Raw genomic sequence first — 22663 nt, 5'->3', positions numbered from 1 at the left:
CTGGATGGACAATCGGCCATGGAATGGCGCGACTGGGAGCTGTTTTGCGAGGTTGTCGAGCATGGCGGCTTCACCGCGGCCGCGCGGGTGCTCGGGCATCCCAAATCGAGCCTCAGTGCTGCGGTGCAGCGTCTCGAGGCCAATCTCGGGCTGCGCCTGATCGAGCGGACCACGCGGCACCTGCGGCTGACCGATTCCGGCGAGACCATCTATCGCAAGGTGCGCCCGCTGTTCGCCGCGCTGCACGACACCCACAGTGAGGCGCTGGCGATGTCTAGCGCCGTCGCAGGCACCCTGCGTATCAAGGCGCCGTACGAATTCGGCGCGCACCACGCAGGGCCGGTCGCCTGCGCCGTGATGGGCCGCTATCCGGAGCTTTCGATCCGGATCGATGTCGAGCACGACATCGTCAACCCGATCGCCGAGAACTACGACATCGTGTTCGCGATGCTGGAGGCGCCGCTGCCATCGGCGGGCATCGTGATCCGCCGCGTCTTCACCCTCGAGCGCGGCCTGTTCGCGGCACCGGCGCTATTGGAGAAGTTCGGCGAGCCGCGCACGCTGGATGAATTGAGAAAGTTGCCGCTGCTGACCGGTCCCAGCGATCCGCCATGGGCGATCACCGCTCCCGGCGGTGTGGTCGAGCATCTCGCGGTGGATCGCGCCCGCCTCACCAGTTCGAACGCCCATGTCCGCCTGCAGGCGGCGCTCGCCGGCCATGGCGTGCTGCGGGTCACGGCGAGCTACACCCGCGCCGCGGTCGCGGCCGGCCAGTTGCGGCGGCTGTTGCCGGACCATGCCTGCGAGCCGCTCAACGTGCACGCGCTGCTGCCGGCGCGGCAATTCGTCCCGGCCAAGGTGCGCTGCTTCCTCGATGCGATGGAAGCGCACGCGCGCGGTGATCCGGAGGCTTACATCAGGCCGTAGCCGCTGACCGGCTCTATTTTGGCCGATCATCATTTTCTCGGGAACCTGTCCGGCCCGCCGGCATCCAATGGTAATATACCGCCAACAGTGAGGGCGAGCCCGCCATGCGCCAGGCCCATGTAACGTCCCTGCCGCCGATCCGCTCCGGCGATGCCGAACTCGTGCAACGCGCGCTCGCCCGCGACGAGGCTGCGATCCGTGCCATCATGCAGGCGAACAATCGCCGGCTGTTCCGGCTGGCACGCGGCATCCTCCGCAATGACAGCGAGGCCGAGGATGCGGTTCAGGACGCCTATGCGCGCGCCTTCACCCATCTTGACCAGTTCCGCGGCGACTCCAGCCTCTCGACCTGGCTGTCGCGGATCGCGATGAACGAGGCGCTCGGCCGCCTGCGCAGCAAACACGCAAGCGTGGAGTGGTCCGAGCTGCCGGAAGACGCCGTAGAAGCTCAAATCATCCCGTTCCCGCTGTCGTCAGCGGACGATCCGGAAAAATCCATGGCCCAGCGCGAAATCCGGCATGTCGTCGAGCACGCGATCGACGAGCTGCCCGAGGCGTTCCGCCTCGTCTTCATCACCCGTGTGATCGAGGGCATGAATGTCGAGGAGACCGCTGATATCCTCGGCCTCAAGCCGGAGACCGTGAAAACCCGCCTGCACCGCGCCCGGACCATGCTGCGCGACAATGTCGAGCGGAAGATCGGCCCTATCGTGATGGAGGCCTTTCCCTTCGCGGGCCGGCGCTGCGAGCGATTGACCGAGGCGGTCCTGAAACGGCTCGGCGTCACAGCATAGATTTTTGGGAACCTCTGGCTATCAGCACCATCCAACTCCTGTGCAAGCAACGACGTGCCGTGCGCTACGCCCGGCTCAACAGGAGTGTCAAACCATGTTCGTTCGATTGAGCATTGCGGTCGCCGCGCTCGGCGTTCTCACCGGCGCTGCGCTGGCCCAGGGCGCAAAGCTGACCGACCCGCAGATCGCGCACATCGCCTACACGGCAGGTGTGATCGACATCAATGCCGCCAAGCAGGCGGAGACCAAAGCTTCCAATAAGGACGTCAAGGCGTTCGCCAAGGACATGGCACGCGACCATGAGGCGGTGAACAAGCAGGCGCTCGACCTCGTCAAGAAGCTGAAGGTGACGCCGGAGGACAACGACACCAGCAAGGCGCTGTCGAAGCAGGCGGCCGACAAGCTCGCCGAACTCGGCAAGCTGAAGGGCGCAGCCTACGACAAGGCCTATATCGACAACGAGGTCGCCTACCACAAGACCGTCAACACCGCGCTGGAGACACAGCTGATCCCCTCGGCCAGCAATCCCGAGCTGAAGAGCCTGCTGCAGACCGGCCTGAAGATCTTCCAGGGCCACGAGCAGCATGCCGAACATGTCGCGGCAAGCATGAAGTAAGGAGGCGCGCGATGTCGCCCGGACGCTATCTCGCAACGCTGGCTTTGCTCGCGCTCGGCGCGATGGCTGTCCCGGCGCATGCAGCCACCATCCAGATCGTGATGGAGAATTTGGTGATCTCGCCGGCCGAGGTATCGGCCAAGGTCGGCGACACCATCGAATGGGTCAACAAGGACGTATTGGCGCACACCGCCACCGCGAAGAACGGCGACTTCGACGTGACGATTGCACCGAAGAAGACGGCCAGGTCGGTTCTGACCAAGGCCGGTGCTGTCGACTATTACTGCCGCTTCCACCCCAACATGAAGGCGGTGCTGACCATCGCGCCATGACCTGCGCGATGAGTTGCACGATGACCTCCGAGGTAATCGATCGGCGCAGGCGAACCTTCGATAGTCGGGACAGCCGCACAGTCCGGCACATCGAAGGAGAGCACCATGACCGACCACACGACCATCGCCCGCCGCTATATCGAGCTCTGGAACGAGCGGATGCCGAGCCGGCGGCGCGAGATGCTGAGCGAGAACTGGACCGCCGATGCGCGTTATGTCGATCCGATGATGAGCGGCGACGGCCATGACGGCGTCGACGCGCTGATCGCAGGCGTGCAGCAGAAGTTTCCGGATTTCACCTTCAAGCTGATCGGCGAGCCGAACGGCTTCGGCGACCATGTCCGCTTCTCCTGGGGCCTCGGGCCCGACGGCGTCGACAGCCCGATCAAGGGCACTGATTTCGCCACGTTGAAGGAAGGACGGATCAGGAGCATCACCGGCTTCCTCGACCAGGTGCCGGGCGCCTGATGGGCTCCGTCATTCCGGGGCGACGCGTAGCGTCGAGCCCGGAATCCATATCAACCGCAGCGCTTGCGGTCCGATGGATTCCGGGTTCTCGCTTCGCGAGCCCCGGAATGACGAGGGGACAGGATAGGACGCCAACCGCTTCCACACTGGCAATGTCGCTGCTAGTCTTCCCGAAACACAGGGAGGACACCATGAAGGCAGATTTCGCCTTCAAGACTTCTGTCGTCAGCGACATCACGCCGGCGCTGCTGGCGATCGGCCGCGACAGCTTTTCGCAGGCCTTGATCGGCGCGCTGCGCCGTGTCGCCGGGGTCGGTCACTGTATGGTGTTCTCGTTCACAGGCCCGCGCTCCGCCGCGTGCCTGCTCGATGTCGGCAACATCCCGACCGGGCGCGACCTCGGGATCGCCTATTCCGAACATTTCCATCAGGCCGACCCGAACCGCGACGCGGTGTTCGAGGGCAAGGCGCAGGCCGTGCCGATCGTGCTGCCGACCTTTGGGCGCCGGATGTACAGCGACGGCTACCGCAAGATTTTCTTCGACGATTCCGACATCGTCGACAAGTTCGCCTCGGCGATCTGGACAGGCGACACCTGCTTCTACGTCAATTTCTACCAGATCACCGAGCAAGGCCGCTTCAGCCGCGAGCAGATCGCGCGCCTGGCCGCGGTCGCGCCCGCGTTGACCGCAGCCGTGGCGCGGCACTTCCAGCGCGATCCGGCAGCGGACGCCGATCCGGTCGCGCGGCTGAAGACCCTGTTTGCGACCGCCGAACCGCTCGTCAGACTGACCGGCCGTGAGAAGGAGGTGTGCCTCGGCATCCTTTCGGGCCTCAGCTCGGAAGCGATCGCCGCCGAGCTCGGCATCGGGCTGCACTCCGCCCTCACCTATCGCAAGCGCGCCTATGACAAGCTCGGCATCTCCTCGCAGAACGAGCTGTTCGCGATCGCACTGCGCCTGATGGCGTCGGCACGCCAGCTGAACTGAAGGGCCTGAGCCGCCGCCTCCCGCTGTCCCCAACGGTAGGGACAGACCGGTGGCGTGCACCAGCCTATGCTCGGTTCGGAAACCTGAGGCCAACCTGAGATCACGTCGTGAGCACCGCTCCCCGTTTCGACATCGACGTCCCCGCCTTCTGGCAGGATCCCTATCCGACCCTGGCGCGCATGCGCAAGGAGGCGCCGATCGCCTTCGTGCCGCAGCTCGGCAGCACGCTGCTGTGCAACCGAGACGATATCTTCGTCTCCGAGAAGCAGATCGACGTGTTCTCGTCGCACCAGCCTGAGGGGCTGATGAACAGGCTGATGGGCCACAACATGATGCGCAAGGACGGCGATGCGCATATGAACGAGCGCAAGGCGATCTTCCCGGCGGTCTCGCCGAAGACCGTCAGATCGCACTGGACCGCACAATTCGCTGGACATGCGACGCGCATCCTCGACGAGTTGACGCCGGACGGCGTCGTCGATTTCGTGCAGGCCTTCGCGCTGCCGTTCTCGGCCGAATGCCTGAAATCGATCACTGGCCTCACCAACATGCGCTTCCAGGACATGAACGCCTGGTCGCAGGGCATGATCGACGGCATCGCGAATTATGTCGGCGATCCCGCGATCGAGGCGCGCTGCCATGCGGCGACCTCGGGCATCGACGCCGCGATCGACGACATGGTCCCCAGGCTGCGCAAGACACCCGACCTCAGCCTGCTCGGCGTGCTGCTGCAGACCGACATGCCGATGGAGAGCGTGCGCGCCAACATCAAGCTCGCAATCTCGGGGGGCCAGAACGAGCCGCGCGACGCGATCGCCGGCACGGTGTGGGCGCTGCTGACCCATCCGGATCAGCTGGCGCTGGCTGTCAGCGGCGCGATTCCGTGGCTGCAGGTGTTCGAGGAATATGCGCGCTGGATCTCGCCGATCGGGATGTCGCCGCGGCGGATCGCAAAACCCTGGACGATCAGGGACGTCGCATTCGAGACCAACGAGCGCGTGTTCCTGATGTTCGGCTCGGCGAACCGCGACGAGAAGCATTTCGACAGGCCTGATGCATTCGACGTGCGCCGCGACGCCAGCAAGAGCATCGCCTTCGGCGCCGGTCCGCATTTCTGCGCGGGCGCCTGGGCCTCGCGCGCCATGGTCGCCGACGTCGCGCTGCCAGCGATCTTCGACAGGCTGAACAATCTGCGCCTGATCGCGGACAAACCGCCCCGGATCGGCGGCTGGGCGTTCCGCGGCCTGCTGGATTTGCCGGTGACGTGGGACCGGTAGGACGTAGCGCCGCCCGGATCTATGCGAGCACAGACACATCGAGACATGAAACGATCGCCCGCCGAGGCTTGCCGCGCCCCATGCGGGCGCTCCCTCGATGGGCAAATACCTGTCCTGTTGCGTTGCGACACCGTGCCGCCGCAACCGGTCGGACGGCTGTAATCAAACTGTCACGAATCCATTTCAATCCGCCGTTATTGATGAAACTGCAGTCAGTTGTGCGGTCACAAGGGATTTCAGATGAACCCGAACACCAACGGTAGCAGTCACGATACCGCCTTCCACCATGACGCCCCCGAACAGGATTCCGACGAAGGCGGCGGCATCAACAAGACGGTTGCGGTCGTCGCGGTGGTGGCTGTCGGCGCTGCCGTGTTCGAGGCTGCCTTGCTCCCGGGACTTGCACTCGGCGTTGCCGCCGTCGCGGCGCCGAAGTACCTGCCGAAGCTCGCCGGCGCCCTCAATCCGCTGTTCAAGTCCACCGTTCGTGGCACCTACAAGTTCGCTCAGAAGTCGCGCGAGATGTTTGCCGAAGCCCACGAGCAGGTGAACGACATCGTTGCGGAAGTGAAGGCAGAGAACCAGGCGCAGGAAGGCAAGGCAGCGGCTGAGGGCCGGGCTTCGTCTGCGGCCTGAACGGGCCTCGACCGGCAGATGTAAAGCGGCGAGGCGCCGATGATCGACCTTGCGGCGCCGGCGCGGCGCGCAATCGTGTTCGACAACGGCATCATTCGCGTCCCCGCGCCGGCGTTGGAACGCTGTTAGAGGAATGCGATGACCAAGATGAAGCTGCAGATTGCGCATCAGGTTCCAGGCCGGATTCGCATGAAGGTGCCGTCGGCCAGGGAGAACCCCGAGCTTCTCGAACAGATCAAGCAAACCTTCAGCGTCATTCCCGGCATCGAGGACGTCATCGTCAACCCGGCGACGGGCAGTATCGTGCTGCACTACGACACCGACCGGCACGACGAATTTCACGGCCGGCTGGAGCATCACACCGGCGGCCACTACAAGCCGCCGGCCAATGAGATCGAGGCGCTGGCAACCAAGATCGAGCAGGAAGCCGAGTACCTCGCCGAACACTCGCATACGGCCAGGGTCGTTGTCGATTTCTTCAAGGAGTTCGACAACGGGATCAAGGTCGCCACCGGAAACGTGGTCGATCTGAAGATCTTGCTCGCCGCGGGCATCGCCGGCTTCACCATCTTCGAGGTCGGCGCCAATGCCGCGACGCCGGTTTGGGTCACGCTGGCGATCTTTGCCCTCAACCACATGATCCAGGCCAACATGGCCGCCGCGGAGCAGGCGGAGCCGGCAGGCGCGACGGCCTGACCCGCCAGGGGCGAGAGCGCAAAGTCATGGACTTCAGTTTCTGCCACTCCATGCCAGGGCGCATTCGTCTGAGCATTCCCGCGCTCGGGCAAAACCGCAAGCTGGGCGAGATCTGCCTCGGGTGGCTGCGGGTACAGGACGGCATCAGGACCGCGCGGATCAACTACGACTGCGCGAGCCTCGTGCTGGAATACGATCCGGCTCACGAGCAACGGCTGCTCGCGCTGCTGAACGGCTTCAGGAGCATGAGCCTGGCCGACGTCAAGGCGCTCTGCGCCAGCGCCGCGCAGGACGCGGGCGCGCCACGCGCCAGCGTGCCGGAAGTCTCCAAGCGCTCGCCGCTGGCACTGCCGACGCTATCGCTGTTCATGGCCTTCAGCGCCAATCCGGTGATCGCGGCGGTCAACATGCCGCTAATGCTCTGGAACGCGATCCCGATCGCCAGGCGCGCCTGGAAGGTGTGGGCGAACGAGAGCCGGCTGAACATCGACGTCCTCGACACGCTCGCAATCACAGCCTCGGTGCTGCAGGGCAACCCGCTGGCCGGCTGCATCGTCACCTGGCTGATCAAGCTCGGCGACTGGATTCGCGACCTGACCGCTGCGGGCTCGCGGCGGGCGATCAACGAGTTGCTCGAATTCCAGTCGAAGACGGCCTGGCTGCTGCGCGACGGCGAGGTGGTGTCGATCCCGGCTGCCGAGCTGCAGAACGGCGACATCGTCGTGGTGTATCCCGGCGAGATGATCCCGGTCGACGGCGAGATCATCGACGGCTCCGCCACCATCGACCAGAAGACGATCACCGGCGAGGGCCTGCCAGTGCATCGCGGCAAGGGCGAGGCGGCCTTCGCCGCCACGGTGATCCGCGAGGGCCAGATCACGTTGCGTGCGCTGCGCGTCGGAACCGCGACCACCGCCGGCCAGATCGTGCGATTGATCGAATCCGCGCCGATCGGCGACACCCGCATGCAGAACCATGCCGAACGCTTCGCCGACCGGCTCGTGACCCCGACCTTGGCGCTCGCCACCGGCACCGCCATGGTCTCGGGCGACTTCAATCGCTTCCTCTCGCTTGTCATCGTCGACTACGGCACCGGCATCCGCGTCGCCGCGCCCACCTCGGTGCTGTCCTCGATGACGCTGGCCGCCCGCACCGGCATGATCATCAAGAGCGGCGGCCACATGGAGAAGCTCGCCGGGATCGACACCATGGTGTTCGACAAGACCGGCACCCTCACCCACGGCACGCCCGCCGTCATCGACGTGATCTCCTACCAGAACTCGATCACGCCGAACCACCTGCTCGGGCTCGCCGCGGCCGCCGAAACCAAGCTGCAGCATCCGGTCGCGGAAGCGCTGCGCACGCGGGCCCGGCAGCTCGCGGTGAACATCCCGCCCTGCCACGAGACCACCTACCGCCTCGGCCTCGGCGTCGAGGGCCAGGTCAACGGCTACTACGTCCATGTCGGCAACCAGCGCTTCATGCGCCAGAGCGAGATCGCGGTCGACGCCTCGGCGCTCGATCGCGCAGCGCTCGACGAGCGCGGCTATTCGAGCCTCTACATCGCCGTGGACGGCAAGCTCGCTGGCCTCGTGCCCTACTCCGACGAGATCCGCGAGGAGAGCCGTTCGGTGATCCAGCGGCTGCATGCGCTGGGCGTCAAGAACAGCATCATGCTGACCGGCGACAATGCGGTGGTGGCGCGCGCCGTCTGCGAGAATCTCGGGCTCACCGAGCACTTCGCGGACATGCTGCCGGCCGACAAGGCTGATGTCATCCAGCAGCTGCAACGCCAGGGACGCAGGGTCGCGATGGTCGGCGACGGCATCAACGATTCTCCCGCGCTCAGCTTCGCCGACGTCGGCATCGCGATGAAGCATGGTGCCGAGGTCACGCACGAATCCGCCGACGTCATCCTGATGGAAGACTCGCTCTGGAAGCTCGTCAAGGCGGTCGAGATCTCGCAAGGCGCCGTCAGCCTCATCAAGCAGAACTATGCCATCGTCGCCGCGCTCAACACGCTGGCGCTTGGCCTTGCCCTGCCCGGCGGCCTGATCACGCCCGAGGTCACCGCGCTCATCAGCAATGGCTCGGCGATCCTGGCGAGCTTCAACGGCATACGGCCAATCTTGCGCTATCAATGAGCCAGGATCTCACCCAGCTCGCAGTTCTTCCTCCCGGCGATCACGCCGCGCTACAAGCCGCCATCAAGACGCTCGAAAGCTCCAACCTCGCGGCAAGGATCGCCGACTATGCCGGCGTCCCGGTCAATCGCGTCCTCAACCTGCTGCCGAAGGCCGCCAACCGCCAGCTCAGCGGGCTGGTGCGCGCGGCGGTCATGAAGGGGCTGGAAGTTGCCGTCGACACGCTCGACGAGAAGCCGCCGCCATCACCAGCGGTGACCTTCTCGTCGTTTCTCGCCGGGGTGACCGGAGGCGTGAGCGGCCTGTTCGGCTTCGGTGCGCTCGCGGTCGAGCTTCCGCTGACGACGACATTGATGCTGCGCGCGATTGCCGAGATCGCGCGGCACCAGGGTGAGGATCTCTCCAGGATCGAGGCAAGGCTCGCCTGTCTCGAAGTCTTCGCCTACGGCACCAAACGAACCGATGAGAATGTCGACATCGGCTACTACGCCGCCCGCGCGCTGATCAGCAAATACACCAGCGACGCGGCGGCCTATATCCTGGAGCGCGGCGCGGTGGATGCTTCCGCCCCGGTGATCTCCAATCTGGTCAGCGAGATCGTCTCGAGGTTCGGGCTGGTGGTCTCGGACAAGGCCGCGGCAGGCGCGGTACCGATCATCGGCGCAGCGTTCGGCGCGACCGTCAATGTCATCTTCATGGACCATTTCCAGAAGATCGCGAAAGGGCACTTCACCGTGCGCCGGCTGGAACGGGTCCATGGCAGCACCGACGTTCGGCAACATTATGCGGCGATCGCGGCGAGGCTCGCGCCACGCCGCGGCGTCGTGACGGCATGAGGCGTTTGGCAGCAATTGGACATCGGCTCCGTGCTTCCGGTTGAGGACACCAGGCTGCGCGACCTTCGCCGCATGCGGGCGCTCGCCACCGCCCTGCTCGTGTTCATGCTGCTGGTTTTTCTGGCGACCTCGATAGCGCAACCGCACTGGCCGTGGCTGGCCTATCCGCGCGCCTTCGCCGAAGCCGGCATGATCGGCGCCTGCGCCGACTGGTTCGCCGTCGTCGCACTGTTTCGGCATCCGCTCGGCATCCCGATTCCGCACACCGCGATCGTGCCGCAGAGCAAGCAGCGCATCGCGGTGGCGCTGGGCCGCTTCATTGCCAACAACTTCCTGTCGCCTCGCGTGATCGGCGATCGCATCCGCGACGTCGATATCGCCGGCTGGGCGGCGCACTGGATCGAGCGGCCGTCGCACGCCCGCAGCGCCGCACAACGCACGGTCTCGGCGGCCCATCAGGCCCTGCAGGCGACGCCGAGCGCCGACCTCAGCGCCTTTCTGACGCGCCGGACCCGGCAAGGGATCGCGGCGGTTCCGGCGGCTCCGCTCGCCTCGCGGGTGCTGGCGCTGTTGTGGGCGCATGGTGACGCGCAGGCCCTCGTCGAGCGCCTGATCACATCGGCGAGCGTAGCGCTCGCCAGCAACAAGGAAACCATCCGCAAGAAGGTTTCGCAACGCTCCTACCGGTTCGTGCCGAAATGGGTCGATGGCATGGTGGCAGACCGCGTCATCTCCGGCATCGGCCAGACGCTCGACGAGATGCGCGAGCCGAACCACCCCTGGCGGATCGAACTCAAGGCCGAGATCGAGCGTCTGATCGACCGGCTCGCCACCGATCCCGATTACCTCGCCAAGGGCGAGGAACTGAAGCACCAGATGCTCGACAATCCCGCGGTGATCCGGCAGATCGACGCAATGTGGCAGGCCATCGAGGCGCGGCTGAACTCCGCGGCGACCTCGGCCGCGATCGCGGACGCCATCGAAACCGCGCTGATCTCGGTTGCCGCACGGGTCCGTGACGATGCCGATATGCGCGATCGCATCAACCGCTGGCTTCGCGTCGCCGCATTGCGGGCCGTTGCATCGCGGCGCCAGGAGATCGCGGCCTTCATCCGCAAGGTGGTCGAGAACTGGGACACCGAAACGCTGATCATGCGGATCGAATTGCAGGTCGGACGCGACCTGCAATTCATCCGGATCAACGGGACCGTCGTCGGAGGGCTCGTCGGCCTGCTGATCTTCTCCGTCTCGCGCTGGCTTTAGGTCAGGGAAAACGAATTCGCAGCAGCGGCAACTGCTGGAGCCTGTCGAGCAGGCGCACCATTTGGCTTGCGGCCAGGCTGAGGCAGCCGAAGATGAAGTGGCGGCGGGTCAAGCCGCGCCCGAGATCCGCGAATTCCAGGCGCTGGAGACGCGGTTCGGGCGGCGCGTGCGTACGCAGGGCGGGGAGCGTCGTCATAGGCATCAGCCGATCGGAATGCGGATTTCCGGCGCCGTGGTCATCTGCTCGATCGTCTTGTCGAATGACAGGCAATCCGGGTTCTCACCCGGCATCCGGCGCAGCGTCTCGGCGAACTGCTCCTGCTCCAGCAGGAACGAGCGGCCGTCACGCAGGCGGGCATAGGCCGCCCAGGGAACGAATTTGGTGAACGGAAACGGGAATCCCTCGCGCGGCGACACGTCGATGTTCAGGCCGGAGACGAACAGCACGTTCTTGGCCTGAAACGCCGGCTCACGCAGAATGCTCCGATAGGTGCGATCGAACTCGGCCTGGGTGACGAAGCGGGCGGCATCCAATGCGGGATGCGGCGACGTCACCAGCGCCGGCATCACAGGCGCGAGCGCGGCCTCGAGAATGTCATGGCCCTCGGGACCTTCGGCCAGCGCACGGCGGAAGTGAAACAGATCGGGTGACAGCGCCGTGCCGATCGGCGCCGGTGTTTCGCGAAAGCAGGCTTCGCCGAGCCGTTCGCGGATCGCTGGGCCCGCACGAAAGACCTTCGACGTGGCCAGCACGCTCAGCGGCTGAAGCGGCGTCTCGATCATGCGGTCGAGCCACAGAAAGACACCTTCGCTGCGGCTGTCGTCGAGATATTGATTGTCGATCCGGAACACCGGCTCGCCATTGAGCCGGCCGCATTGCACCTGCTGGCAGGCATGCGCGTATTCGTCCTCATACCAGCGCAGCACGCCGCAGAGCTTGCCGCAGCAATCGCCGAATCTGCAGCCTTCGGTGCGGTGGCGCTGATAGACGCCGAAGCGTCCGTCGTCGGGATCGTAGCCGACATGGCTGGCCTGGATCAGCACCAGGTCTTCGCCGTGATGGGCAAAGGGCCCATGGCGGTTGATCGCGACCTTGCCGCCGACCCGTCCATGGTCGAACGGAAAGGTTCCGAAATGCTGGGCCAGCAGCATGATCGGATAGCCCTGGCTCTCATCGGAGCAAAAGGCGCGCGACGGCAGCATGTGCTGCCGCTCAAAGCCGAGCGACCGGCAGTAATTGTAGAGCCGCGGAACGAAATGGCCGTAGCGCATCGCAAAACGACCAACCCGGAAGGTTTCGATCATCCCGCTGCCGCCCGACCGCTCCGACCAATCCAGAGTGCACGCGGAGCACGTTCCCCGCTTCCCTTAACCGACGCGAACGGTAGATGCCCTTGTTGACGGTTATGTGAACATAACAGCCGGGTGGCGCGCTCAGCGCCCCCAGCGCAGCACGACCGGATCGAGCGTGCGCGCGATCTCGATCAGGCCTGCGCGCGTGGCCGGATGCAGCGGTTGCAACGGGTGCCGCACCGCGTCCGACTTGACGACACCGCCCTCGCGCATCAGCACCTTGCAGGCCTGCAGCCCGCATTGGCGGTTCTCGTAGTTGATCAGCGGCAGCCAGCGCGCATAGGCCTGCACGGCCTCGTCGCGGCGGCCGGCGAAGAACGGATCCATGATCTGGCGGATGCCGTCGGGGTAGCCGCCGCCGGTCATCGCACCGGTGGCGCCGGCATCGAGATCGGCCATCAGCGTGATTGCCTCCTCGCCGTCCCACGGCCCCTCGATCACGCTGCCGCCCTTCTCGATCAGGCCGCGCAGCTTGTTGGCCGCCATCGGCACCTCGATCTTGAAATACCTGACATTGGCGAGCTCTTTCGCCATCCGCGCCAGAAAGTCCACCGAGAGCGGCGTGCCCGCGACCGGCGCATCCTGGATCATGATCGGAATGTTGATGGCATCCGACACCACCCGATAAAACTCGTAGATGCCCGGCTCGCCGACGCGAAAGGTCGCGCCGTGATAGGGCGGCATGATCATCACCATCGCAGCACCCGCGGCCTCCGCCTCGCGGCTGCGCGCGGCGCACACCGCCGAGGAGAAATGCGTCGTGGTGACGACCACGGGAATGCGGCCCGCGACGTGCTCGAGCACCGCATGCATCACGGTCTCGCGCTCGGCATCGGTCAGCACGAACTGCTCGGAGAAGTTGGCGAGGATACAGATGCCGTGCGAGCCGGCGTCGATCATGAAATCGACGCAGCGCCGCTGTCCGTCGAGGTCGAGGTTGCCGCCAGTGTCGAAGATCGTCGGTGCCACCGGGAAGACGCCGCGATAGGGACGTTGTGCCGAGATCGTCATGTCAAATCCTCCCTCATGATCTGTCGCAGCTTGATCTGTCACGCCTTGCGGAACGGCAGCGGCGGACCTTCCAGCCTGCGCAGGCCCGGCTCGCGCCGCTCCAGCCACCAACCATACTGCTTCGGCCAGGACGCGAACACCTCGCCGCCTCCGCCGCCAAGCGCAAGCTCGGCATGCAGCGGCCAGTTCGGATCGAACAGTGCCTCGCGGCCGATCGCGACCAGATCGGCCTGGCCGCCCGCCAGGACATCTTCCGCCTGCTGCGGATGCAGAATCAGGCCGACCGCGATGGTGGCGACCTCGGCGGCGCGACGGATTTCCTGCGCATACGGCACCTGGAAGCCATAGCCGCGCGGAATCCGCGCCGCGGTTGCCGAGCCGAGCAGGCCGCCCGACGAGCAATCGATCAGATCGACACCGCGCGCCTTGGCTTCGCGCGCGAATGCGATCTGATCCTCGAGCGTCAGGCCGCCTTCGACACCATCGACCGAGGAGATGCGCACCGCCAGCGGCCGCTCCGCGGGCCAGGCGGCGCGCACGGTCTCGATGATCTCGAGCGGATAGCGCATCCGCCCGGCGCGGTCGCCGCCATAGGCATCGCTGCGGCGGTTCGACAATGGCGAGAGGAATTCGTGCAGGAGATAGCCATGCGCGCAATGCACTTCGACGAATTCGAAGCCGGCCTCCACCGCGCGCAAGGTGGCGCGCCGCCATTGCTCGCGCAACGCGGCGAGCTCGGCCACATCGAGGGCGTGCGGCATCAGCCAGCCTTCCTCCATCGGGATTGCGCTCGGCGCCACGGTGCGCCACGGCAGATCGCCGCGGGCGCGGTCGGCTTCGTCGAGTGCGGCATTGCCGTACCAGGGGCGCTGCATGCTGGCCTTGCGGCCGGCATGCGCGAGCTGGATCGAGGGCACCGCGCCGTTGTCCTTCAGGAACGCGGCGATGCGTTCGAGCGGCGCGATCTGCTCGTCGTTCCAGATACCGACATCGCCATGGGTGATGCGTCCCTCGGCGGTGACCGCCGCGGCCTCGACCATCACGAGCCCGGCGCCGCCCTGGGCGAACTTGCCGAGATGCACGAGGTGCCAGTCATTGGCGAGACCGTCGGTTGCCGAATACTGGCACATCGGTGAAATCAGGATGCGGTTTCGGGAGGTCACGCCGCGAAGCGTGATCGGCTGAAACAGAAACGGCTGCGACATCGGGTCCTGCGGGAACGTGGTGGCGGGAGAAAATCGTGGCCGAAAACTAGGCGGCGCGCGAGCTGATCGCAAGCCGCACTGTGGCGCAGGCGGCAGGACCAGCGCGCATGCAGCGCGTGCACGGCGGCGCGGTCCGCAAAACCCGCAACACTTGCCGCACGAATTTTCCCCGGTTGGTAAACATTTTCCGTCATCGCCGGGTCACGCCACGGATCGCAATTCGCGCCTGATATGCCTACATTGCCGACATGAAAAAAATCGGATTCCTTTCGTTCGGGCACTGGACGCCCTCCCCGCAATCCCAGGCCCGCTCGGCCGCGGATGTGCTGCTGCAATCGATCGACCTCGCGGTCGCCGCCGAAGAGCTCGGCGCGGACGGCGCGTATTTTCGGGTCCATCACTTCGCCCGCCAGCTGGCCTCGCCCTTCCCGCTGCTGGCGGCGGTCGGCGCCAAGACCAGCCGGATCGAAATCGGCACCGCCGTGATCGACATGCGCTACGAAAATCCGCTCTACATGATCGAGGACGCCGGCGCGGCCGACCTGATCGCGCGGGGACGCCTGCAACTCGGCATCAGCCGCGGCTCGCCCGAACAGGTGATCGATGGCTGGCGCTATTTCGGCTATCAGCCCGGCGAAGGCGAGACCGACGCCGACATGGGCCGCCGTCACGCCGAGATCTTCCTCGATATGTTGCGCGGACAAGGTTTTGCGCAGCCGAATCCGCGGCCGATGTTTCCCAATCCGCCCGGCATGTTGCGGCTCGAACCGCTCTCGGAAGGCTTGCGCGAGCGCATCTGGTGGGGCGCCGGTTCGAACGCCACCGCGGTCTGGGCAGCAAAGCTCGGAATGAACCTGCAGAGCTCGACGCTGAAGAGCGACGAGACCGGAGAGGCCTTCCATATCCAGCAGGCCGCGCAGATCCGGGCCTACCGCGCCGCATGGAAGGAGGCCGGCCACACCCGCGAGCCGCGGGTCTCGGTCAGCCGCAGCATCTTCGCACTGGTCGACGACCGCGACCGCGCCTATTTCGGCAACGGGCAGGAGGAAGACCAGATCGGCTTCATCGACGAGCGGACCCGCGCGATCTTCGGCCGCGGCTACGCCGCCGAGCCGGAGAAGCTGATCGAGCAACTCAAGACGGACGAGGCGATCGCGGAGGCCGACACCCTGCTGCTGACGGTCCCCAATCAACTCGGCGTCGCCTACAACGCGCATGTGATCGAGAGCATCTTGACTCACGTCGCGCCCGCCATGGGATGGCGCTGATCACCCCCGAAGGATGACGCAACCTCGGCCACTTGCCGGCCGCTCTCGCATTCCGGCGGAACTCCGTTCTCAAACGCGGAGAACTACGGAAACATAACTGCGCCTTGTGAGAAGAACAGGTCGAGTACAGTGCGTTAGGCGCGGACGTTGCGTGAACAGACCGCCGTAACATCCCGGGATCATTCCGCGAGGCAGGTCAGGAATCCCGATCGCGATTGCGGCGCGTGAGATCGAGGCGATCGACATGCTCGTCAATCCGCCGGTTCAGTTCCTGATCCTCGCTCGAATTCCTGCCGCGACGGGCGCGAACGACAAATGCGCATCCGATCACAACAATCGCAAACAGTGCGTAGAGCCACCATTCCATACATTGATCTCAAATGAACGCTCGCGGATACGAGCGGAAGGGTCATCGTTCGGGCCCGCCGCGATGCACCGGTCTTGGTGCATAAAAAGGGTTAACCAGGCAGGTTGCCGGATTCCCCGCAGCGCTGGCCTGGCACTCCTTCATCGACATGAAGATACAATCCATTCGATCGCCGACCAGTTCCCCGTAAACACGCATGCAGACCGGATAGCGAGGATCGTACATTTGTGCCGATGCCGCCTTCGTCGTGCAAAGCGCGCCCAGCGCGAGCAGCAGCGCTCCAAGCAACCTCACGTCAAGTCTCCCGCTATTGCCGCGAAATACATTGTCTCGCCGACAGGACTGTCCCGCGCAATTTAGCCTTGGGGCTGACCTTGGGGCTGGAGCGGGCGAAGGGAATCGAACCCTCGTATGCAGCTTGGGAAGCTGCCGTTCTACCATTGAACTACGCCCGCGATCTCAATTGCTTGAGGTCGACCTTATGGGTGCGACCGCCGGACCATAGCCCGGGCCGAGGCAGAGGATCAAGCGTGCATTGACACCGATCATAGCGTCGCCACCCTCTACCAGCCCATCCTCACAAGCACGTCATTGATCACAAAGGGCGCGGCGGCGGATGCGTCGCAGCTTCCGCCGCGTGCATAGATGCAGGCATCGCTGAAGCCGACGCGGGCGCAGCTTTGCCGAGAAAAATCCGCCGGCAGATCGCCTGCGGCCTCGGGCCGCGCAAGGATGCGATTGAAGGCCGGCTTGGTTGCCCGCAGCAGCATCGGCGGCAGGATCATCTCGGCGAGCGGATCGGCGGACTGCAGCGCATAGAGCGGCACCGGGCCGACCAATCGTTCCCGCCCCGGCAACTGCTGGAAGCGAACGTCGTAAAGCGCAAGGCCGCACATCTGCGGATCGCTGCGCAGCTCAGCCGCGAGCCGCGCAGCGCCGACGCCGCGCGTCCAGTACTCGCGCATCTCGTCGCTGGTGCCGGCCAGCGCCACCGACAGCAGCGCCCAGCCGCCGAGAACGATCGGCAATGCCCAGCGGCGCCACGCAACCTTCGTGCGCAGCCATTGGACCCAATCGGCCGATCCCAGCGCCGCGACGATGGTGAGCAGCACCACCGACAGGAAGATGAAGCGGTATTCCTTGTGCGCGATCAGGCTGTGGAAGACAAGGTTGACCAGCGCCGCCGTCGCGAGCAGGGGTGCGTGCCGCCAGCCGCGCCAGATCGCAGCAAGCGGCAGCAGAATCGCCACCGACCAGACGGTCAGGAAGTCGATGAGATAGGCCGACGGCGGCGACACGCCGAATTCGATGGCGCGATCGTGGACGAGGTTTTCCCTGATATTGGCGATCAGCCAGGCGAACGGCACGCTGCCATGCGCGAGGTCGATCGCGGCAGCGATCAACAGCGCAGCGAGCCCGCCGGCGACCAGCGGAACCAGGTTTCGCCAGCGCGTCCAGCACGCCCCGAGCGCGAGCACGGCAATGGCCGGCGCAAACTGGAAGCGGCAGACAAAGGCGAAGGCGAGCAAGGCGCCGCCGATCGCGAGACGCCGCGGTGACGGACGATCGGTGACCAGCAGCGCCGCCGGAACGATGAGCGCGGTCGCCAGCGGCTCGCCCAATGTGTGTGGCGCGAGCATGATCAATTCGAACCAGACCGCGGCCGCGAAGGCCGCGACGACGGCATGGGTGCGCGAGATCCGCGCGCCGAGGAACCAGGCGCCGACCACGATCGACAGCGACGCGCATGCGGCGCTCAGACGCGGCATCAGAAACGCACCTGCGCCGGCAGGCGCAATCGCGTCGCCCAGGGCAACCGGCCCGGCCATCAATGTCGGCAGGAACCAGCCGCGAATGCCGTCGCGCCATTCCCATGTCAAAATGCCGTCATGGCCGAGCATCCGCCACGCCGGCTCGAGATATTGATAGGTCTCGTCGGGATAGATCACGTTGGGCCAGACGGCGGCCGCAAGGCGCAACACCAACGCCAGCAGCAGCAGCGCGAAGAGCGGGTGAACACGCCCGCTCGCGCGCCCGGTCATGCCGGCGCTGCCGGGCGCGGCTTCGGCGCTCGTGCTCGTCATCGTTCCGCCGATCGTCTTCTGGAGCAGCATGCCGGCGACCAGATAGCGGGCAAAGCCTTTAAGATGCGTGACCGGAGGATGCGTGACTGGACGTTGGCGGGGTTACACAGCACCGGCCGCGACATGCTTAACCAATCGTCAAGATTCCGGACGCGCCGAACCGCGACGATGCTATGGTCGCATGTGGGGGTTGGTGGCGTCATGACGGGGCGTGGGTACACCATTTTCGACACGGCAATCGGCCGATGCGGCATCGCATGGGGGCGAAGGCGGCGTGGCCGGTGTGCAGCTTCCCGAGCTCCGCGAAATCGAAACCCGCAAACGGCTGTTCCGGCACTACCCTGACGCGCGCGAGATGCGGCCCCCCGAGGAGATCGAGGTCGCGATCGAGGGCATTGCAGCGATCTTGCGCGGCGGCGATGCCGATCTCACAGGCGTTGCGCTCGACATGAGCAGCATCCCGGCCTTCAGCCAGCGCGTCTATCAGACCGTCCGCCGCATTCCCCACGGCGAGACCCGGACCTATGACGAGGTGGCGGGCGCCCTGCGCACGTCCGGCGCGGCCTATTCGGTGGCGCAGGCGCTCAGCCGCAATCCCTTCATGATCATCGTGCCCTGCCACCGCGTGCTCGAGGCGGGCCACTATGCCGACCGGATCTCGCCGAACGGCGGCAGCGTCTCCAAGCGGCGGCTGCTCTCGATCGAAGGCGCCCAGCCGACCATCAGCAAGGCCCTGTTCGACGTGCTGCTGCCCGTTGCGCGGCCCCGACCGCAAGCCTAAATCCGGGGTATGACCCGGACCACGCTGTTGCAGCGCGATCGCATCACGGTGAACGAGTTTCGCTGCACGGCGGAGCCCGGCGACAAGCCATTCGTCGAGCAGTTCGCCTGCCACTCCGTGTCCTATGTGCGCAGCGGCAGCTTTGGCTGCCATTGCCGCGGCCGTTTCCATGAGCTGGTGGCAGGCTCGATCCTGGTCGGCCATCCCGGCGACGAATACACCTGCACGCACGACCATGTGGTCGGCGACGAATGCCTGTCGTTCTTCCTCGACCCGGAGCTCGTCGAGACGATCGGCGACCGCACCTCGGTCTGGCAGGTCGGCTCGGTGCCGCCACTGCCGGAATTGATGGTGATCGGGGAGCTCGCCCAAACGGCGGCAACTGGCAACAGCGACGTCGGCCTCGACGAGATCGGCCATCTCCTCGCCAGCCGCCTTGTCGAGCTGGTATCCGATCGCAAGACAAAGCCCCTCACCGCCGGCCTGCGCGACCGCCGCCGCGCCGTTGAAGCGGCGCTTTGGATCGACGCCAATTCGCACCATCAGATCGACCTCGACGATGCCGCGGAGCAGGCCGGCTTGAGCACCTTCCATTTCCTGCGGCTGTTCTCCGCGGTGCTCGGGGTGACCCCGCATCAATATCTCGTGCGTTCGCGGCTGCGGCATGCGGCGCGGCGCCTGGTGGACGACAACAGCCCGGTCACCGATATCGCCTATGACGTCGGCTTCGGCGATCTCTCCAATTTCGTGCGCAGCTTCCACCGCGCCGCCGGCGCCTCGCCACTGAAATTCCGCCAGGCCTCCCGCGGCGACCGCAAGATTCTCCAAGAACGTCTCGCGCTGCAATAGCTAGGTTCGCTCCGGTCCGCGCGTCGATCGACGCGCCCAACGACTGGAGACCCCATCATGTACGACCACATCGGATTGCGCGTCGCCGACCTCGACGCCAGCGTGCGTTTCTACACCGCGGTGCTGGCGCCGCTCGGCTTCGTGCTGTGCTCGCGCGACGACAGCGGTGCGGGCTTCGGCCCCAAGGGCGAACCCGCGCTCTGGCTGCATCTGCACAAGGGCAAGGCGCAAGGCGGCGCCCACATCGCGTTCCGCGCCCCGAACCATGACGCGATCAAGACATTCCACAGCGAAGGCGTGAAGGCCGGCGGCAAGGACAACGGCGCGGCTGGCCATCGCAAGGACTACAGCCCGACCTACTACGCGGCGTTCCTGCTCGACCCCGACGGCAACAATGTCGAGGCGGTGTCTACCTAGCGCATGCCACAAACTCCGCCGTCATTGCGAGCGGAGCGAAGCAATCCATTGCGCCGCATGTGAGGAGGCATGGATTGCTTCGTCGCTACGCTCCTCGCAATGACGACACATCTGAAACCAACAAGGACTTAACGATGGCTTCCATTCACAAGGATATCCCGATCGACGCGCCGGCCGATCATGTCTGGGACGCACTGCGCGATTTCGGCGCGCTGCATACGCGGCTGGTGCCAGGCTTCGTCGCCGACACGCAACGCGACGGCGACGTCCGCACCGTCAGCTTCGCCAACGGCACCGTGGCGCGCGAGACGCTGGTCGATTGCGACGACACGCGACGTCGGCTGGTCTATGCAATCACCAGCGAGCGGGTGAAGCAGCATTCCGCCTCGGTGCAGGTGTTTGCCGAGGGCGATACGCGCTGCCGGGTGGTGTGGATCGCCGATGTGCTGCCGCACGAGATCGCGCCCTACATGGACGCGCAGATGGACCTCGGCGCGGCGGCGATGCAGGCCGCACAGGCCAAATCGGCCAAGGAGAAGAACGCGGCGTGAATCCTGTAGGCCGCGCCCAAACTGTGACCGTCACCCTGAGGTGGATGCTTCTTCAGCGGCCCTCCAGCGACAAAGGCGAAGCCTTTGCGCGGGGATGACGATGTGTGATTGTAGCGAGCCGCCTCCCCACGCCGTCGTCCTGGCGAAAGCCAGGACCCATAACCACCGAATTCGATTGAGAGTGCGATAGTGGCCCCAGCGTCGCACAACAACAAGCGGTTGGGGTAATGGGTCCTGGCTTTCGCCAGGACGACGCTGAATACATTCACATTCTCTCAGGACGACGGTGTGAGAGCCCAGACGGCCCTTTCAGCGATTCAAGACAACGCCGGCCGCACTTCCGCGACCGGTGCAGATCTGCCCCAGCGCGTCAGGATCACGCTGAGGCAGGAGAGCACGCCGAGCACGCCCATCGACGCGGCGGCGAGTGCGAAGAAGTCTTGCGCACTCGCCTCATGGGTCGACAGCCACCAGCCGCCGGCGCCGATGAAGATCAGCCGCGCGGTCTGCGCCAGCACCGGACCCAGCACCTTCGCAGCACCTTGCGAGGAGAAATACATCGACATTGCGAGGCCGATGAAAGCGTACATCGGCGCGGCGGTCGACAGGTACTGATGGCTGGTCGCCCGGACATGCGGATCATTGGTGAACAGATTGACCCAGAGGTCGGGGAAGACGGCGATGAAGCTGCCGACCACACCGACCGCGAGGAACGACAGCGTGCCCGCGGTCCAGGCGATGCGCCGCGCCCGCGCGACGCGCTCGGCCCCGACGGCCATGCCGATCATCGGCACCGAGGCGATGCCGACCGCGAACGCCACCGAGGTCAGCATGAATTCGAGCCGCGCGCCGATGCCGTAGCCGGCGAGCACCGCGGTGCCGAACTGCGCCAGCATGTGGGTGAAGATCGAGATCGTCAAAACCGATTGCAGCGGCGAGAAGCAGGAGATTGCGCCGACCTTGAGGATGTCGATGAACATCGCCCATTGCACGCGCAACCCCCTGAGTTTCGGCTTCACACGGGCGCGGCCCGAGAACAGATACCAGCCCATCACGCTGATGCTGATCGAATAGGCGATCAGCGACCCCGCCGCGACGCCGCGCATGCCGAATTGCGGCACCGGCCCGAGGCCGAGCCCAAGCGTGCCGCCGAGAATGATCTGGCACACCGCCGAGGACAGGATCATGGTCGACGGCAGCTTCATGTTGCCGGTGCCGCGCAGGATGCCGGCCATCGTGTTCATCAGCCAGGGCAGGATCGCGCCACCGAAGAAGATCTGCGAATAGGCGATCGCCTGCGCCAGCACGTTGCCGCGGCCGCCGAGCAATTCGAGCAGGCGCGGACCGAAGGTCAGCATGCCAAGCATGAAGGTAAGACCAAACGTCAGGCCGATCAGCAGCGCATGCATTGCAAGTGTCGAAGCGCGCTCGATCTCGCCGGCGCCGAGCGCGCGCGCGATCGCGGATGCGACACCGCCGCCCATCGCGCCACCGGACATCGTCATGGTGAGGATCACGCAGGGAAACAGCAGCGCCATCGCCGCGAGCGACTCGACGCCGAGCCGGCCGATATAGGAGGTCTCCGCGATCACGACGCAGGTGCCGGCGGAGAGCGCGATCACGTTCGGCCACGCCAGCCACAACAGCGTGCGCAAAATCGGCCCGTCGAGCAGCGCATTGCGCGCCGGCCTGGTCACCGGCGGCGGCAGCGGCCGTTCTTGTTCGTCGACAGGTATTTCGGCGAGGCCGAGGTCGGACATTTCTACTCCCACGCGCGATCTTCGGGAGCCGCGCCATGG

At 65.6% G+C, this 22663-nt stretch carries 23 protein-coding genes, 1 tRNA gene and 1 pseudogene; 17 read left to right on the top strand and 8 right to left on the bottom strand.

Annotated elements, in window-relative coordinates; all coding sequences use genetic code 11:
* Positions 1 to 18: 18 nt before the first annotated feature.
* The 12 genes from AAFG13_RS30105 to AAFG13_RS30050 all read left to right on the top strand — a co-directional run bounded on the left by AAFG13_RS30105 (position 19) and on the right by AAFG13_RS30050 (position 10978).
* Positions 19 to 927, top strand: coding sequence for a LysR family transcriptional regulator (locus AAFG13_RS30105; RefSeq protein ID WP_342709072.1), 909 nt, complete (start codon positions 19 to 21; stop codon positions 925 to 927).
* A gap of 104 nt (positions 928 to 1031) precedes the next feature.
* Complete coding sequence (locus tag AAFG13_RS30100; protein WP_212319803.1) at positions 1032 to 1721, top strand: RNA polymerase sigma factor; 690 nt, start codon at positions 1032 to 1034, stop codon at positions 1719 to 1721.
* A 94-nt stretch (positions 1722 to 1815) separates the two neighbouring features.
* The gene (locus AAFG13_RS30095) at positions 1816 to 2337 is read left to right on the top strand and encodes a DUF4142 domain-containing protein (RefSeq protein WP_342709071.1); all 522 of its coding nucleotides are present in this window, start codon (positions 1816 to 1818) and stop codon (positions 2335 to 2337) included.
* A gap of 11 nt (positions 2338 to 2348) precedes the next feature.
* Positions 2349 to 2669 (top strand): cupredoxin domain-containing protein, encoded by a 321-nt coding sequence (locus tag AAFG13_RS30090; RefSeq protein WP_212319799.1) that lies wholly within the window; start codon positions 2349 to 2351, stop codon positions 2667 to 2669.
* Between the two features lie 105 nt (positions 2670 to 2774).
* Positions 2775 to 3137 carry a nuclear transport factor 2 family protein gene (locus AAFG13_RS30085; protein ID WP_342709070.1) on the top strand — a complete coding sequence of 121 codons (363 nt, stop codon included), beginning with the start codon at positions 2775 to 2777 and terminating at the stop codon, positions 3135 to 3137.
* Between the two features lie 191 nt (positions 3138 to 3328).
* Complete coding sequence (locus AAFG13_RS30080) at positions 3329 to 4126, top strand: helix-turn-helix transcriptional regulator (RefSeq protein ID WP_342709069.1); 798 nt, start codon at positions 3329 to 3331, stop codon at positions 4124 to 4126.
* Between the two features lie 107 nt (positions 4127 to 4233).
* Entirely contained in the window at positions 4234 to 5403 is a 1170-nt protein-coding gene (locus AAFG13_RS30075; protein ID WP_342709067.1) for a cytochrome P450, read from the top strand.
* Between the two features lie 240 nt (positions 5404 to 5643).
* Positions 5644 to 6039, top strand: a complete 396-nt coding sequence (locus AAFG13_RS30070) for a DUF5132 domain-containing protein (RefSeq protein ID WP_212319793.1) — start codon at positions 5644 to 5646, stop codon at positions 6037 to 6039.
* Positions 6040 to 6177: 138 nt separating this feature from the next.
* Entirely contained in the window at positions 6178 to 6735 is a 558-nt protein-coding gene (locus tag AAFG13_RS30065; RefSeq protein WP_342709066.1) for an HMA2 domain-containing protein, read from the top strand.
* Between the two features lie 26 nt (positions 6736 to 6761).
* Positions 6762 to 8879, top strand: coding sequence for a heavy metal translocating P-type ATPase (locus AAFG13_RS30060; protein WP_342709065.1), 2118 nt, complete (start codon positions 6762 to 6764; stop codon positions 8877 to 8879).
* A complete protein-coding gene (locus AAFG13_RS30055) occupies positions 8876 to 9715 on the top strand; it encodes an EcsC family protein (protein ID WP_342709064.1) in 840 nt (279 codons plus the stop codon). Before AAFG13_RS30060 ends, AAFG13_RS30055 begins: the two co-directional genes overlap by 4 nt.
* Before the next feature lie 30 nt (positions 9716 to 9745).
* Entirely contained in the window at positions 9746 to 10978 is a 1233-nt protein-coding gene (locus AAFG13_RS30050) for a DUF445 domain-containing protein (protein ID WP_342709063.1), read from the top strand.
* 1 nt (position 10979) lies between these two features.
* Here AAFG13_RS30050 and AAFG13_RS30045 read toward each other — a convergent pair whose 3' ends face one another.
* The 4 genes from AAFG13_RS30045 to AAFG13_RS30030 all read right to left on the bottom strand — a co-directional run bounded on the left by AAFG13_RS30045 (position 10980) and on the right by AAFG13_RS30030 (position 14547).
* Entirely contained in the window at positions 10980 to 11174 is a 195-nt protein-coding gene (locus AAFG13_RS30045; RefSeq protein ID WP_342709062.1) for a hypothetical protein, read from the bottom strand.
* Positions 11175 to 11179: 5 nt separating this feature from the next.
* A complete protein-coding gene (locus tag AAFG13_RS30040) occupies positions 11180 to 12283 on the bottom strand; it encodes a hypothetical protein (protein ID WP_342709061.1) in 1104 nt (367 codons plus the stop codon).
* A gap of 129 nt (positions 12284 to 12412) precedes the next feature.
* Entirely contained in the window at positions 12413 to 13342 is a 930-nt protein-coding gene (locus AAFG13_RS30035) for a dihydrodipicolinate synthase family protein (RefSeq protein WP_342709060.1), read from the bottom strand.
* 38 nt (positions 13343 to 13380) lie between these two features.
* The gene (locus AAFG13_RS30030) at positions 13381 to 14547 is read right to left on the bottom strand and encodes an NADH:flavin oxidoreductase/NADH oxidase (RefSeq protein ID WP_342709059.1); all 1167 of its coding nucleotides are present in this window, start codon (positions 14545 to 14547) and stop codon (positions 13381 to 13383) included.
* A gap of 248 nt (positions 14548 to 14795) precedes the next feature.
* On the opposite strand from AAFG13_RS30030, the gene AAFG13_RS30025 reads away from it, so the two are divergent.
* Entirely contained in the window at positions 14796 to 15815 is a 1020-nt protein-coding gene (locus AAFG13_RS30025; protein WP_212319776.1) for an LLM class flavin-dependent oxidoreductase, read from the top strand.
* Positions 15816 to 16224: 409 nt separating this feature from the next.
* On the opposite strand, the gene AAFG13_RS30020 is transcribed toward AAFG13_RS30025, so the two are convergent.
* From AAFG13_RS30020 to AAFG13_RS30010, 3 genes are all read right to left on the bottom strand, one after another.
* Positions 16225 to 16476: a DUF3551 domain-containing protein gene (locus AAFG13_RS30020; RefSeq protein WP_342709058.1), complete on the bottom strand. Its 252-nt coding sequence runs from the start codon at positions 16474 to 16476 to the stop codon at positions 16225 to 16227.
* 87 nt (positions 16477 to 16563) lie between these two features.
* Positions 16564 to 16637 (bottom strand) — tRNA-Gly (locus AAFG13_RS30015).
* A 108-nt stretch (positions 16638 to 16745) separates the two neighbouring features.
* Positions 16746 to 18296 (bottom strand): 4-amino-4-deoxy-L-arabinose transferase, encoded by a 1551-nt coding sequence (locus AAFG13_RS30010; RefSeq protein WP_342709057.1) that lies wholly within the window; start codon positions 18294 to 18296, stop codon positions 16746 to 16748.
* Positions 18297 to 18467: 171 nt separating this feature from the next.
* Here AAFG13_RS30010 and AAFG13_RS30005 point away from each other — a divergent pair.
* The 4 genes and pseudogenes from AAFG13_RS30005 (at position 18468) to AAFG13_RS29990 (ending at position 20864) form a co-directional block, all read left to right on the top strand.
* Positions 18468 to 19047: pseudogene (locus AAFG13_RS30005) on the top strand (methylated-DNA--[protein]-cysteine S-methyltransferase).
* 9 nt (positions 19048 to 19056) lie between these two features.
* On the top strand, positions 19057 to 19896 hold the full coding sequence (locus AAFG13_RS30000) for an AraC family transcriptional regulator (RefSeq protein ID WP_342709056.1): 840 nt from the start codon (positions 19057 to 19059) through the stop codon (positions 19894 to 19896).
* Between the two features lie 57 nt (positions 19897 to 19953).
* Positions 19954 to 20313, top strand: a complete 360-nt coding sequence (locus AAFG13_RS29995; protein ID WP_212319768.1) for a VOC family protein — start codon at positions 19954 to 19956, stop codon at positions 20311 to 20313.
* 134 nt (positions 20314 to 20447) lie between these two features.
* Complete coding sequence (locus AAFG13_RS29990; protein WP_342709055.1) at positions 20448 to 20864, top strand: SRPBCC family protein; 417 nt, start codon at positions 20448 to 20450, stop codon at positions 20862 to 20864.
* A gap of 317 nt (positions 20865 to 21181) precedes the next feature.
* Here the strand turns inward: AAFG13_RS29990 and AAFG13_RS29985 are convergent, their stop codons facing one another.
* Positions 21182 to 22624, bottom strand: a complete 1443-nt coding sequence (locus AAFG13_RS29985) for an MATE family efflux transporter (RefSeq protein WP_212319764.1) — start codon at positions 22622 to 22624, stop codon at positions 21182 to 21184.
* Positions 22625 to 22663: the final 39 nt, after the last annotated feature.

Source organism: Bradyrhizobium sp. B124, from assembly GCF_038967635.1.
Lineage (GTDB): Bacteria > Pseudomonadota > Alphaproteobacteria > Rhizobiales > Xanthobacteraceae > Bradyrhizobium.
The sequence above is the reverse complement of the archived record's forward strand: the minus strand, read 5'-3'. Positions and strand labels throughout refer to the sequence as shown.

Bases quoted from the DNA above. Each gene is read 5' to 3' on its own strand.
- AAFG13_RS30105 (WP_342709072.1), top strand. From the start codon at position 19: ATGGAATGGCGCGACTGGGAGCTGTTTTGCGAGGTTGTCGAGCATGGC.
- AAFG13_RS30100 (WP_212319803.1), top strand. From the start codon at position 1,032: ATGCGCCAGGCCCATGTAACGTCCCTGCCGCCGATCCGCTCCGGCGAT.
- AAFG13_RS30095 (WP_342709071.1), top strand. From the start codon at position 1,816: ATGTTCGTTCGATTGAGCATTGCGGTCGCCGCGCTCGGCGTTCTCACC.
- AAFG13_RS30090 (WP_212319799.1), top strand. From the start codon at position 2,349: ATGTCGCCCGGACGCTATCTCGCAACGCTGGCTTTGCTCGCGCTCGGC.
- AAFG13_RS30085 (WP_342709070.1), top strand. From the start codon at position 2,775: ATGACCGACCACACGACCATCGCCCGCCGCTATATCGAGCTCTGGAAC.
- AAFG13_RS30080 (WP_342709069.1), top strand. From the start codon at position 3,329: ATGAAGGCAGATTTCGCCTTCAAGACTTCTGTCGTCAGCGACATCACG.
- AAFG13_RS30070 (WP_212319793.1), top strand. From the start codon at position 5,644: ATGAACCCGAACACCAACGGTAGCAGTCACGATACCGCCTTCCACCAT.
- AAFG13_RS30065 (WP_342709066.1), top strand. From the start codon at position 6,178: ATGACCAAGATGAAGCTGCAGATTGCGCATCAGGTTCCAGGCCGGATT.
- AAFG13_RS30060 (WP_342709065.1), top strand. From the start codon at position 6,762: ATGGACTTCAGTTTCTGCCACTCCATGCCAGGGCGCATTCGTCTGAGC.
- AAFG13_RS30055 (WP_342709064.1), top strand. From the start codon at position 8,876: ATGAGCCAGGATCTCACCCAGCTCGCAGTTCTTCCTCCCGGCGATCAC.
- AAFG13_RS30045 (WP_342709062.1), bottom strand. From the start codon at position 11,174: ATGACGACGCTCCCCGCCCTGCGTACGCACGCGCCGCCCGAACCGCGT.
- AAFG13_RS30040 (WP_342709061.1), bottom strand. From the start codon at position 12,283: ATGATCGAAACCTTCCGGGTTGGTCGTTTTGCGATGCGCTACGGCCAT.
- AAFG13_RS30035 (WP_342709060.1), bottom strand. From the start codon at position 13,342: ATGACGATCTCGGCACAACGTCCCTATCGCGGCGTCTTCCCGGTGGCA.
- AAFG13_RS30030 (WP_342709059.1), bottom strand. From the start codon at position 14,547: ATGTCGCAGCCGTTTCTGTTTCAGCCGATCACGCTTCGCGGCGTGACC.
- AAFG13_RS30025 (WP_212319776.1), top strand. From the start codon at position 14,796: ATGAAAAAAATCGGATTCCTTTCGTTCGGGCACTGGACGCCCTCCCCG.
- AAFG13_RS30010 (WP_342709057.1), bottom strand. From the start codon at position 18,296: ATGCTGCTCCAGAAGACGATCGGCGGAACGATGACGAGCACGAGCGCC.
- AAFG13_RS30000 (WP_342709056.1), top strand. From the start codon at position 19,057: ATGACCCGGACCACGCTGTTGCAGCGCGATCGCATCACGGTGAACGAG.
- AAFG13_RS29995 (WP_212319768.1), top strand. From the start codon at position 19,954: ATGTACGACCACATCGGATTGCGCGTCGCCGACCTCGACGCCAGCGTG.
- AAFG13_RS29990 (WP_342709055.1), top strand. From the start codon at position 20,448: ATGGCTTCCATTCACAAGGATATCCCGATCGACGCGCCGGCCGATCAT.
- AAFG13_RS29985 (WP_212319764.1), bottom strand. From the start codon at position 22,624: ATGTCCGACCTCGGCCTCGCCGAAATACCTGTCGACGAACAAGAACGG.